The organism is Flavobacterium nitrogenifigens (assembly GCF_003254565.1).
GTDB lineage: Bacteria > Bacteroidota > Bacteroidia > Flavobacteriales > Flavobacteriaceae > Flavobacterium > Flavobacterium nitrogenifigens.
In genome coordinates, this window is sequence record NZ_QJRI01000178.1 from 21660 (window position 1) to 34588 (window position 12929).

At 34.5% G+C, this 12929-nt stretch carries 9 protein-coding genes; 4 read left to right on the forward strand and 5 right to left on the reverse strand.

Annotation, left to right across the window (positions count from 1 at the left end):
- Positions 1-366 precede the first annotated feature (366 nt).
- The gene (locus DM397_RS15865) at positions 367-786 is read left to right on the forward strand and encodes an OsmC family protein (protein WP_111378472.1); all 420 of its coding nucleotides are present in this window, start codon (positions 367-369) and stop codon (positions 784-786) included.
- Positions 787-850: 64 nt separating this feature from the next.
- Here DM397_RS15865 and DM397_RS15870 read toward each other — a convergent pair whose 3' ends face one another.
- Both DM397_RS15870 and gyrA read right to left on the reverse strand, forming a co-directional pair.
- On the reverse strand, positions 851-2119 hold the full coding sequence (locus tag DM397_RS15870) for a tetratricopeptide repeat protein (protein WP_111378473.1): 1269 nt from the start codon (positions 2117-2119) through the stop codon (positions 851-853).
- A 36-nt stretch (positions 2120-2155) separates the two neighbouring features.
- Positions 2156-4798: a DNA gyrase subunit A gene (gyrA, locus tag DM397_RS15875; RefSeq protein ID WP_111378474.1), complete on the reverse strand. Its 2643-nt coding sequence runs from the start codon at positions 4796-4798 to the stop codon at positions 2156-2158.
- A gap of 258 nt (positions 4799-5056) precedes the next feature.
- On the opposite strand from gyrA, the gene DM397_RS15880 reads away from it, so the two are divergent.
- From DM397_RS15880 to DM397_RS15890, 3 genes are all read left to right on the forward strand, one after another.
- Positions 5057-7603, forward strand: a complete 2547-nt coding sequence (locus tag DM397_RS15880; RefSeq protein ID WP_111378475.1) for an ATP-dependent Clp protease ATP-binding subunit — start codon at positions 5057-5059, stop codon at positions 7601-7603.
- A 140-nt stretch (positions 7604-7743) separates the two neighbouring features.
- Positions 7744-9111: a 30S ribosomal protein S6--L-glutamate ligase gene (rimK, locus tag DM397_RS15885; protein ID WP_111378476.1), complete on the forward strand. Its 1368-nt coding sequence runs from the start codon at positions 7744-7746 to the stop codon at positions 9109-9111.
- Positions 9112-9213: 102 nt separating this feature from the next.
- Positions 9214-9732, forward strand: a complete 519-nt coding sequence (locus DM397_RS15890; RefSeq protein ID WP_111378477.1) for a DUF421 domain-containing protein — start codon at positions 9214-9216, stop codon at positions 9730-9732.
- A gap of 2 nt (positions 9733-9734) precedes the next feature.
- Here the strand turns inward: DM397_RS15890 and DM397_RS15895 are convergent, their stop codons facing one another.
- The 3 genes from DM397_RS15895 to DM397_RS15905 all read right to left on the reverse strand — a co-directional run bounded on the left by DM397_RS15895 (position 9735) and on the right by DM397_RS15905 (position 12925).
- Positions 9735-10730 (reverse strand): WG repeat-containing protein, encoded by a 996-nt coding sequence (locus tag DM397_RS15895; RefSeq protein ID WP_111378478.1) that lies wholly within the window; start codon positions 10728-10730, stop codon positions 9735-9737.
- A gap of 188 nt (positions 10731-10918) precedes the next feature.
- A complete protein-coding gene (locus DM397_RS15900) occupies positions 10919-12250 on the reverse strand; it encodes an inorganic phosphate transporter (protein WP_111378479.1) in 1332 nt (443 codons plus the stop codon).
- 30 nt (positions 12251-12280) lie between these two features.
- Positions 12281-12925, reverse strand: a complete 645-nt coding sequence (locus tag DM397_RS15905; protein WP_008462731.1) for a DUF47 domain-containing protein — start codon at positions 12923-12925, stop codon at positions 12281-12283.
- Positions 12926-12929 lie beyond the last annotated feature (4 nt).

Sequence of the window (12929 nt, forward strand, 5' to 3'; positions counted from 1 at the left end):
GTTAATTGGAATTTGGAATTTTATTTTTTATATAATTTAAAAAGATGCAATGACAATCATTGTGTCTTTTTTTTTAACCACAAAGTTCGTAAAGCTTTGTTTTACTATGATGATGCAAAAACTTTATCAAAGTTTCAAACTTTGATAAAGTTTTTAAAACCTCGAACAAACTTAAAAACTTTGCGTGCTTTGTGTAAACCCTTGCGCACTTTGCGGTTAAAACTCACCCCAACCCTAAACCCAAAACTTAACAATCTCATTAAATTTCATAAAATTATTTTGCAAAATATTGATTATATTTGAGTTACCACTATTAACTGGCAACTAAGCAAATAACATTTAATACTAATTTTTAAATAAGAGAATATGAAATTTACAAGAAAAGCACACGCCAACTGGAAAGGAACCGGTATGGAAGGAAAAGGAACAATAAGTACACAAAGTACAACTTTAGATAATGCACAACTGTCTTTTAAAACAAGATTTGCTGACGGTGTTGGAACAAATCCTGAAGAATTGGTTGCTGCGGCTCATTCTGGCTGTTTTACAATGCAATTAAGCTTTTTACTTAACGAAGCTGGTTTTACCGCCGATGATTTAACTACAGAAGCCACAGTAACTTTTGAAGATGGAACAATCACTTTAATACATTTGGACTTAAAAGGTAAAGTTCCAGCAATTTCTGCTGAACAATTTGCTGCAACAGCTGCCAAAGCAAAAGAAATCTGTCCGATTTCAAAATTGCTAAATACAACTATCACTTTATCTGCTGAACTAATCGGTTAGAAGCATAAAAAAAACCATCCCGTCTAGACGGGATGGTTTTTTCTTTATTTTAAAAAGCCAATAATTACATTTTTGCTTTTAATGCTTTAGCCTCTGCAGTCATTTCAAGAGCGCTATAAACTCCTAATAATGTTTTAGAAACATCCTCGTTTTTAGGATCTAACTCGTTAGCTTTTTTAAGATAAGGGATAACTCCTTTAAAAACAGCCTCTCTTTGCGCTTTAAGAACATCGTAACGTTTCATATCTTTAGCAGAAGTTCCCAACTTGTTCATTTCGTCAATGATTGGTTTTTCAGCTTCTAATTTTAAAGCAGCAAGGTTTAAGTAAGCATTTGTATAATTAGGATTAATTTCAATTGCTTTTAAGTAATATTTCTCAGCATCAGCATTGTTTTTAGCTCCAGCACTAATTACCCCTAAATTGAACACTAAATCAGCATTGTTTGGATCTTTTTCCAAAGCCTCACCCACTAATTTTTTGTACATATCGAAGTCTTTAGTCTCCAAATACAAATTAGCTTCAGTTAAAATCAAAGAAGTATCATCTGGATTTGCTTTTCTAGCATCAGCGATTGCCTTTTTAGCATCTTCCGTACGTCCTTTTTGAACTAAAATTAATGCTAAATTTTTATAGATTTCACCTCTTTTAGAAGGAATAGCTTCAGTTTTAGGTTTATCATGAGTTCCTAATTTTACAGCTAAATCTCTTTCCTTAGCATTAGCAAAACTATCATCATTTCCAGAAGCTTTGTTTACAGCAGTATACAAAGTTCCTTTTCCTGAATAATTTAGTTTTTTCAACTCTTCGTACATTGGCAATGCAAGATCATAATCTTGTGAATTTACAGCTGTAGAAGCTGCATAGTACAAGTTAATTGTGTCTTTTTTGTCCAATTCATACGCTTGGTACAATTTCTTTGCGCCATCAACATTTTTGTTTGCTTGTGTATCAGCAATTGCAGAATTAATTAATAATCCTTTAATGTTCGTGATTGACGCTGCAGCTTGCGTAGAATATTTCTGTTTTCCAGAAGTTTTTTCTACGTCAATTAATTTTTTGTAGCTATCTGCAGCTGCCAATAAATTTTTACCTTCTTCAACTTTTTTGTTTGCAAGCTCAAGAAAAGCATTCCCTTGAACGAAATAGTATTGTGCTTGTTCTGTATCTTTAGCATTTGCAATTAAGCTCTCTGCATCTTTTAATTGCGTCAAAGCTCCTTGTGCGTCTCCACCTTTTAATGCTTTTTCAGCATTTTTAATTTGATCTTTTTGAGCAAACGTAGCTACAGAGATCAGTAATGCTGATGCAAGTATTACATATTTACTTTTCATAATGATATTTGTTTGTATTTAATTTTTTGTTTTTACTTATTCTTCAGATTCTTCATCATCTGTATCCGCATCGTCCTCGTCTTCTACTTCTTCATCATCAGAGTCATCGTCCTCTTCTGCAGTTCCGTCATCTTCAAGAACTTCCATATCAGGCTTAACTCTTTCGATTGCAGCGATTACATTTCCATCTTCATCTAACTCTACCTCTTCTGCATCATCTTTCATTACTGTTGTAACGGCAGCAATAGAATCTTTACCTTTAAGGTTAATCAATCTAACACCTTGAGTAGCACGTCCCATAACACGTAAATCTTCAATCGCCATTCTGATAGTTAATCCAGATTTGTTGATAATCATTAAATCATCAGCATCTGTAACCGCATTAATAGAAATCAATTTACCAGTTTTCTCTGTGATGTTAAGCGTTTTAACCCCTTTACCTCCACGGTTTGTAATTCTATATACATCTTCTCCATCTTCGTCAACCAATTTAGTACGTTTTCCGTATCCATTTTCAGTTACAACTAAAATCTGCGATTCTGTAATATCATTTTTATCCACTGTAACCATTCCGATTACCTCGTCTGTTTCGTCTTTTAAAGTAATTCCACGAACTCCAGAAGCTGTTCTTCCCATCGGACGTGTTTTAGTCTCCTCAAAACGTACTAACTTACCAGATTTAACCGCCATAATAATTTGGCTTTCTCCGTTTGTCAACTGAGCTCCAATTAACTCATCACCATCTTTAATTGTAATTGCGGCAACTCCATTTGCTCTTGGTTTAGAATATTTCTCTAAAGAAGTTTTCTTCACCTGTCCTTTTTTAGTTACCATTACAAGATTATGTGTATTGATATAATCTTTGTCTTTTAAGTCTTGTGTACAAATGAAAGCTTTTACTTTATCGTCGCTTTCAATATTTACTAAGTTTTGAATTGCTCTACCTTTTGCTGTTTTGCTTCCTTCTGGAATTTCATAAACACGCATCCAGAAACATTTTCCTTTTTGGGTAAAGAACATCATATACTGGTGGTTTGTTGCCACGAACATGTGCTCTAAGAAATCTTGATCTCTTGTTCCTGCACTCTTCTGTCCAACTCCACCTCTATTTTGTGTTTTATACTCAGATAAGTTTGTACGTTTGATATAACCTGCATGCGAAATCGTAATTACTACACTTTCATCAGCAATTAAATCTTCAATACTTACATCACCTCCAGAATATTCAATTTGAGAACGACGGTCATCTCCGTATTTATCACGAATTTCAGTAAGCTCTTCTTTAATCAAGTCGATTCTTAAATTAACATCTGCTAATAAAGCTTTTAAATGCTCAATTAACTTCATCAATTCGTCAAACTCAGCTCTTAATTTATCTTGCTCCAGACCTGTCAACTGACGTAAACGCATCTCAACAATTGCACGAGCCTGAATATCTGACAATTTAAATCTTTCGATTAATTTTTCTCTTGCCTCGTCTGTGTTTTTAGACCCTCTAATTAACGCAATAACTTCGTCGATATTATCAGAAGCAATGATTAACCCTTCTAAAATGTGAGCTCTTTCCTCAGCTTTACGCAATTCAAACTGCGTTCTTCTTACCACTACATCGTGACGGTGCTCAATAAAGTAGTGAATCATATCTTTTAGATTGAGCAATTGAGGACGTCCTTTTACTAATGCAATGTTATTTACACTAAAAGAAGATTGTAATTGAGTGTATTTGTATAAAGTATTTAAAACTACATTTGGCGTAGCATCTCGTTTTAAAATATACACGATACGCATACCGCTTCTATCCGACTCGTCACGGATATTGGCAATACCTTCGATTTTTTTCTCGTTAACCAAATCAGCCGTACGTTTGATCATTTCGGCTTTGTTAACTTGATATGGAATCTCAGTAACGATGATACACTCTCTTCCGTCAACTTCTTCAAAACCAACTTTAGCACGCATTACAATACGTCCTCTACCCGTTTTAAAAGCTTCGCGAACACCTTCATAACCATATATTACACCACCAGTTGGAAAATCTGGCGCTTTAATATGTGTCATCAATTCGTCAACTTCAATATCATTATTATCTAAGTATGCTAAAGTACCGTTGATAACCTCAGTTAAATTGTGAGGCGGCATATTTGTCGCCATACCAACTGCAATACCGGTTGCTCCGTTTACTAATAAAGTAGGAACTTTTGTAGGCATTACTTTTGGTTCATATAATGTATCGTCAAAGTTCAATTGAAAATCAACTGTTTCTTTTTCGATATCTGCCATAATTTCTTCAGAAATTTTGCGCATTCTGGCCTCAGTATAACGCATTGCTGCAGGACTGTCACCATCGACAGAACCAAAGTTACCTTGTCCGTCAACTAATAAATAACGCATACTCCATTCCTGCGCCATACGCACCATTGCGTCATAAACAGAGGTATCACCGTGTGGGTGATACTTACCCAGAACCTCCCCTACAATTCTCGCAGACTTTTTGTGGGCAGATCTTGATGTTACACCTAAATCATACATTCCGTAAAGAACTCTTCGATGCACTGGTTTCAAGCCATCTCTAACATCAGGAAGTGCTCTCGATACAATTACTGACATCGAATAATCGATGTAAGCTGACTTCATTTCATCCTCTATGTTAATAGGAATTAACTTTTCTCCTTCAGACATAAGTTGTTATATTAAATAATTATATTAGTTTTCAAAGCGTGCCAAGATACGTTTTTTTAAAATTTTTTCAGCTATTTCCTTACACTTATTTAAATGATTTATTAACAACTTTATTTTGGCTTTTAGTTAATAAATTAAACGTTTTTTAACGCTTTTATTGTCTATTTTTTCGTCTATTAGCTGACAGGAGATTTCGAAGGGTACGGTTTTTGTTTTTAAAACTGTAATTCACTAAATTTACAATACCAATTATATATTATGGATGATAATTTTTCACCAAGAGTAAAAGATGTTATTACGTACAGTAAAGAGGAAGCTCTACGTCTAGGGCACGACTTTATTGGTACAGAACATCTTATGCTAGGTATTTTAAGAGATGGTAACGGAAAAGCTATTCATATACTTAATAACCTAGCTGTCGATTTAGATCATTTACGCAGAAAAGTAGAAGTACTTAGCCCTGCCAACCTGAGCGTTGAAGTAAATGCAGAAAAGAAAAACCTTCATCTTACCCGACAGGCCGAAAGAGCCCTGAAGACCACTTTTCTTGAAGCTAAAGTATTTCAAAGTTCATCGATTAGCACGGCACATTTGCTGTTATGCATCTTGAGAAACGAAAACGATCCAACAACCAAGCTATTGAATAAACTAAAAATAGATTATGACGTAGCTAAAGAACAGTACTTAAATATGACTCCAAACGAAGAAGAATTCTTAGAAAACTTGCCAAGAAACGAATCGTACAATGACGATTCAGGACAAGATGACAGTCTAAAAGAAAGCAGCTTTAATAATCCCGCCAATAAGTCAAACAAAAAATCAAAAACTCCTGTTTTAGATAATTTTGGGAGAGATTTAACAGAAATGGCTGAGGAAGGAAAATTAGACCCTGTTGTAGGACGAGAAAAAGAAATTGAGCGTGTATCGCAAATTTTAAGCCGTAGAAAAAAGAACAATCCGCTTCTTATTGGAGAACCTGGAGTTGGTAAATCTGCTATTGCAGAAGGACTTGCTTTACGTATCATCCAAAAGAAAGTATCTCGTATTCTTTTCCACAAACGTGTTGTTACTCTTGATCTTGCAAGCTTAGTTGCAGGAACTAAATACCGCGGACAGTTTGAAGAAAGAATGAAAGCCGTAATGAACGAGCTGGAGAAAAACGACGATATTATTCTTTTTATTGATGAGATCCATACTATTGTAGGAGCTGGTGGAGCAACAGGTTCGCTTGATGCTTCAAACATGTTCAAACCTGCTTTAGCTAGAGGTGAAATTCAATGTATTGGTGCTACTACTCTTGATGAGTACAGACAGTATATTGAAAAAGACGGTGCTTTAGAAAGACGTTTTCAAAAAGTAATTGTAGAACCAACTTCTGTTGAAGAAACAATCGCTATTTTGAACAACGTAAAAGACAAATACGAAGATCACCACAACGTAACTTATACTCCGGAAGCTATCGAGGCCTGCGTTAAATTAACAAACAGATATATGTCTGAGCGTTTCTTACCAGACAAAGCAATCGATGCAATGGACGAAGCTGGTTCACGTGTTCACATCACTAACATTGATGTTCCGAAACAAATTTTGGATCTAGAACGTCAGTTGGAAGAAGTTCGCGAAATGAAAAATATGGTTGTTAAAAAACAGAAATATGAAGAAGCAGCCAAACTTCGCGATGATGAAAAACGTATCGAAAAAGATCTTGCTTTAGCACAAGAACAATGGGAAGAAGATTCTAAAAACAACAGAATCGAAGTTACAGAAGATAATGTAGCCGATGTTGTTTCTATGATGACTGGAATTCCTGTAAACAGAATTGCACAAACAGAAAGCAACAAATTGGCTCAATTGCCTGAATTGATTCAGAATAAAGTAATTGGTCAAAATGAAGCAGTTTTAAAAATTGCACGTTCTATTCAACGTAACAGAGCTGGACTTAAAGATCCGAACAAACCAATTGGTTCATTCATTTTCTTAGGTCAGACTGGGGTTGGTAAAACGCAATTGGCTAAAGTTTTAGCAAAAGAATTATTTGATTCGGAAGATGCTTTAGTTCGTATTGATATGAGCGAATACATGGAGAAATTTGCTATTTCTCGTTTAGTTGGAGCACCTCCAGGATACGTTGGTTACGAAGAAGGTGGTCAATTGACTGAGAAAGTTCGTAGAAAACCATACTGTGTAGTTCTTTTAGATGAGATCGAAAAAGCGCATCCAGATGTATTCAACATGATGCTTCAAGTTTTAGATGACGGATATTTGACAGATAGTTTAGGTCGTAAAATTGACTTTAAAAACACTATCATTATCATGACCTCTAACGTTGGTGCACGTCAGTTGAAAGATTTCGGACAAGGTGTAGGATTCGGAACTGCTGCAAGAACAGCGCAAGCCGATGAAAATTCGAAAAGCATTATTGAAAATGCATTAAAGAAAACTTTTGCTCCTGAGTTCTTAAACAGAATTGATGACGTAATTGTATTCAACGCACTAGAAAAAGCTGATATTGATTTGATTATCGAAATCGAATTGAAAAAACTATATTCTCGTATTGCAGAGTTAGGCTACAAATTAAGCTTAACAGACAAAGCAAAAGCGTTTATTGCCGAAAAAGGTTTTGACAAACAGTTTGGAGCTAGACCGCTAAAAAGAGCAATTCAGAAATATGTTGAAGATTTGTTAGCCGAAGAAATCATCACTTCAAAAATACATTCTGGTGATGAAATCATGATGGACTTAAAAGATGATTCGCAAGAATTATCAGTAGAAATTCATAAAGCCGAAGAGCCAACGAATCAATAAATTAGTCAAAATTTATAACATTCATAATATGCCCGTTACGTTTTCATAACATAACGGGTATTTTTTTTATTAAAAATCACTATCTTTAATAAAAGCAAATAGCTATTTTTGAATTTAAATTCTATAATAAAAAACAAAATATGCTTCAAAACAAAGTCATTTTAGGCAGCGAAGAATGGTGCGCATTTCCAGAACTAGGAATCCCGACAATTAAGGCTCGTGTAGATTCTGGCGCCAAAACTTCGGCGATGCACGCTTTAAATATAGCGCCTTTTATAAAAAATGATGCTAATTGGGTTAAATTCGACATTAATCCGATTCAGAATAATATCAAAACCATTATTCATTGCGAAGCGCCTTTGGTTGATAAACGAATCGTAAAAAGTTCGAGTGGATTTAGAGAACATCGTTATGTAATTCAAACCAGCTTAAAAATTGGCGATGCCAAATGGCCAATCGAAATGACTTTGACCAATCGCGATTCTATGGGATTTAGAATGCTTTTAGGACGTGAAGCCATGAGCGGAAGGGTTTTAGTCGATCCTGAACAAAAATATCTTTTAGGACAGCCTACAGCAGAATCTCTAAAAGAATTATACCAAAACTCTGAAAAAGCAAAAACTGGTTTGCGAATTGGACTTTTAGCTAGCAATCCAGAATTATATAGTAATAAAAGAATCATGGAAGCTGGCGAAATGCGCGGCCATGAAATGCATTTCCTAAATATCAAGGAATGCTACATGAAACTAGATGCTAAAAAACCTGAGATTCATTACAGAGGCGGAAAAATCCTTAACGAATTTGATGCTATTATTCCAAGGATTCGTCCGAGCATTACTTTTTACGGTTGTGCTCTAACGCGTCAGTTTGAAGCATTAAAAGTTTTTGTTCTAAATTCAGCTACAGCCATAACTCAATCTCGAGACAAACTATATTCTTTGCAATTATTACTAAACAGCGGAATTGATATTCCAACTACCGGATTTGCCAATTCTCCGCTTGATACAGACAATTTAATTAAAATGGTTGGCGGTTCACCTTTAATTGTAAAATTATTGGAAGGAACACAAGGAAAAGGGGTTGTTTTGGCCGAAACCAAAAAAGCGGCAGAAAGTGTTATCAATGCTTTTAAAAGTTTAAATGCCAACATTCTGGTTCAGGAATTCATTAAAGAAGCCAACGGAAAAGACATTCGCTGTTTTGTGATTGACGGAAAAGTAGTTGCCGCAATCCAGCGTGAAGCAATGCCAGGCGAATTTAGAGCAAACATTCACCTTGGCGGAACAGCTTCTGTTATTAAAATTACTCCTGAAGAGAAAAAGATCGCGATTAAAGCTGCAAAAGCGATGGACTTAAAAGTAGCTGGCGTTGATATTATTCGTTCTTCTAAAGGTCCGTTATTGTTAGAAGTTAACTCTTCTCCAGGTCTTGAAGGAATTGAAGGCGCTACCAATAAAGATGTGGCAGGAGAAATGATTAGAGCGATTGAAAAGAATTTTAAATTATAATTAAGTTCATTTAAACTTAATATCACATAAATAATTTAGCAGCTTTGTCAAAGTTTAAACCTTTGACAAAGCTTTTTTTATTTAACTTTAAAATAAAAAAACATGGCTTTCCCCTATTTAGATATAATCATTCGAAGCGTTGCCGTTTATTTCTTCATGACAATTGCCTTACGAATATTTGGTAAAAAAGAACTTTCTCAATTAAACACTGCCGATATTATTCTCATTTTACTAATCAGCAACTCTGTTCAAAATGCAATGGTTGGCCCCGACACCAGTTTAATTGGAGGATTAATCGCCGCTTTGGTTTTATTTTCAATCAACTTTGCCGTCAAAAAACTAACAAAAAGATTCAAAACTCTTGGCGATTTATTGCTTGACAAACCAGAAATATTAATCCATGATGGCATATTAGATTTTAAAACTTTAAGCCGATTAGATGTTTCGCACGAAGAACTAAAAGAAGCAGCGCGCGAGCACGGTTTAGAACATCTCACAGATATTAAACTTGCCATGCTTGAAATTGACGGAACTATAAGTATAATTTCGAAAGATCAAAAACATCTTAAACAAACACATTATAAGCGTAAGCATAATCATAAAAACCTTCAAAAGCTTTGATTTTACTTCCCAACTTGCATTCTAACCACACCCAAACCATCTTTAAAATCATCTGCTTTTTCGTATTTCGGAGTTACAATTTCTTTTCCTTCTTTATCAACGAAACCGTATTTTCCATCTAGCTTCACAACAGCTATTCCATCTTTAAAAGATTCAATCAAATCATATTTTACTGAAGCGATTTCTTTTCCTGTTTTATCAATCAATCCGTACTTCTCGCCTGATTTCACTTGAAATAAATCATCATTCAAAACCATGAAATCGTATTGTATTGGCACAATTTCTTTTCCGTCGTTATCTAAGATACCATATTTATTTTCCTGTTTTACAATAGATACATTATCCTTAAAATAAAAATTCATATCGTACTTAACAGGAACTACAATTTTCCCTTCTTCACTAATTACTCCAAACTTATTATTAGATTCTACTACTGCAAAACCATCTTTAAAATTTTGAACTTGATCATAAATTGGAGGAACAACCTCTTTCCCAATCTGATCTACAATACCAAATTTGCCATTTAGTTTCACAACAGCAAACCGATCTGCAAAGTCAATTATTTCGTCATATTTCGGAGTTATTTCTTCCCCAACCACATCTATAAAACCCCATTTACTATTCAGTTTTACGGCCGTTATTTCAGGCGACAAAGTTTTTGCTTCATCGTATTTTTTAGTCAACAATACATCCGAAGACTTAATTAAATATTGGGCTTTAGCATTTTTATTGCTTACAATAATCCAATTCTGTTTGTTTAGTATTTCATCATAAATACAGCGAATAACTTCTTTTCCGGTTTTATCCACTACGCCACTTTTGCCTTTTAATTGTACAACAGCAAAACCACTTTCAAATGCGTTAATGCCGTCATATTTACAAGGAACTATTTCCTTTCCTGTCTGGTCGACAAAACCAAATTTAAAAGATTTTTCTTTTGATTGAGCAAAACCAGTTTTTACAATCAGCATTAAAACCAATACAATTATTCTCTTCATTATTTTTAAATATTAAACTATTTACAAAAGTCTACAAAATCGGCTATTCCTATAGCCTCTAAAAGCTTTTATACTTTTACTTTAAAACAAATTAAAACAAAAAAAACCGATTTCAGATTTGAAATCGGTTTTCTATATTAACAAAATGTGATTTACTTTTCACATTTTACAAAATTCATTTTTTCAGATTAAATAAAGACGCTTAGAATAAAATAAACCAAACCTGCCAATAAAGCCGAAATTGGAATAGTTAAGATCCAAGCCCAGATTAAACTTACAGTAACTCCCCATCTAACGGCAGAAACACGTTTTGTTAATCCAACTCCAATAATAGATCCTGTGATAGTATGCGTTGTACTTACTGGAATTTTTAAGTGTTCTGTAAAGTAAAGTGTCAAAGCACCTGCAGTTTCAGCAGCAACACCTTCAAACGAGCTTACTTTAGTGATTTTAGAACCCATTGTTTTCACAATTTTCCATCCACCGCTTAAAGTTCCTGCAGCAATCGCAGAATAACAAGCAAGAGGAATCCAGCTTGGCATTACACCTTTAATACCTGCATCATCATTTGGAAGGACAACATCTAACCAAGCATCCATATGAACTCCTGGGTTTGTATTGATATAAACTGCTACAGCTGCAGCAATAATACCCATTACTTTTTGAGAATCGTTACCTCCATGACCTAAACTAAATGCCGCAGAAGATAACAACTGCATTTTCTTTAGAGCCGCATCTGCTTGATGAAGATTTAAACTGCTGAATATTAAACAAAACCCACTTACTGTCAAGATAATGAAAGCAACTAAGAACCATTTAATATTGTGAGCTTCAAAAGCAACGCTCCAGAAATGAGAATCAAATCTTGGCTTTTCAATCTTATCATAAGGCACCATTTGATAGTACACAAATACAATTGTAGCAATCATTAAAGCCGCAGTAAAGATTTTAGGACCAATTGTTTTACGAGAAGCATTTAAAAGCCAAATCGAAATTAAATAAGAAGCCAATGCTCCTAATAATGGCGCTAAAACAATAAAAGCAATGATAATGAGAACTCCCGACGGCATTGCTCCGTCTTTTCCTGCTTTATACCAGCTTACGATTTCATACCAGTAGTGAGTTGCTCCGTCTTCTCCAACATAACCAGAGAAACCATGAACTGCAATAGCGTGCGCTACAGCCGCTCCCGCAAAACCTCCAATTAATGTATGTGAAGAACTTGAAGGAATTCCTAACCACCAAGTCAATAAATTCCAACAGATTGCAGCAATAACTCCGGCCAAGATTACTACTAGGTTAATTTCCATAGTATGCGCTGTTTTAGCAACAGTATCTGCAACACCAAATCCGAAAACCCAATACGCCAGAAAGTTAAAAAATGCTGCCCAGACTACCGCCTGAAAAGGTGTCAAAACCTTTGTTGCAACAACAGTCGCTATAGCATTTGCCGCATCATGAAAACCATTGATGTAATCAAAAATTAAGGCAAGCACTATAATTAATATAAGTATAGTCATAAGATTATAACTTCAGATTGAAAAATTGAATTAAGAATGTTTTACAGAAATAGATTCTAGTATGTTCGCAACACTCTTACATTTATCTGTTGCTGATTCTAAAACAGATAACACCTCTTTATATTTAATAATATTTTTAGCGTCTGTTTCGTTTTCAAAAATTTCAAAAACTGCTTTGTTATAAACGTTATCAGATTTGTTTTCTAGTTTGTTAATTCTAGCACACGCATCTTTAATAACTTTAAAGTTTTGTAAGTTTCTCAACTCTTTTACTGCACTGTCAATATTTTGACAAGCTTCAAGGTTGATTTCTGTCATCTTTCTGATAGATTTTGTAATCTTATCAACTTGATACAATCTCATACGGCTAGATGCACCATGAAGGTAATCTGCAACGTTATCAATTGAAGTAATTAACGTATGAATATCTTCTCTGTCAAACGGAGTAATAAAGTTTCTGCTTAACTCTAAGTTAGTCTGACGAGTAATGTCTTCTCCTTTTTGTTCTAATTCGTCAATCTTTTGAAAAAGGATCTCTCTTTCTTTTAATGGTAAATTTACAGCTTCGTGTAAGTTAGAAGCTAATTCAATTAAATTGCTAGAAGCCTCTTCAAAAAGTGGAAAGAATTTCTTGTCTTTCGGCACTAAAAATTGGAAAATACTGTTTATTGACATTGTT

Coding starts and splice junctions, on each gene's coding strand:
- DM397_RS15865 (WP_111378472.1), top strand. CDS start 367: ATGAAATTTACAAGAAAAGCACACGCCAACTGGAAAGGAACCGGTATG.
- DM397_RS15870 (WP_111378473.1), bottom strand. CDS start 2,119: ATGAAAAGTAAATATGTAATACTTGCATCAGCATTACTGATCTCTGTA.
- gyrA (WP_111378474.1), bottom strand. CDS start 4,798: ATGTCTGAAGGAGAAAAGTTAATTCCTATTAACATAGAGGATGAAATG.
- DM397_RS15880 (WP_111378475.1), top strand. CDS start 5,057: ATGGATGATAATTTTTCACCAAGAGTAAAAGATGTTATTACGTACAGT.
- rimK (WP_111378476.1), top strand. CDS start 7,744: ATGCTTCAAAACAAAGTCATTTTAGGCAGCGAAGAATGGTGCGCATTT.
- DM397_RS15890 (WP_111378477.1), top strand. CDS start 9,214: ATGGCTTTCCCCTATTTAGATATAATCATTCGAAGCGTTGCCGTTTAT.
- DM397_RS15895 (WP_111378478.1), bottom strand. CDS start 10,730: ATGAAGAGAATAATTGTATTGGTTTTAATGCTGATTGTAAAAACTGGT.
- DM397_RS15900 (WP_111378479.1), bottom strand. CDS start 12,250: ATGACTATACTTATATTAATTATAGTGCTTGCCTTAATTTTTGATTAC.
- DM397_RS15905 (WP_008462731.1), bottom strand. CDS start 12,925: ATGTCAATAAACAGTATTTTCCAATTTTTAGTGCCGAAAGACAAGAAA.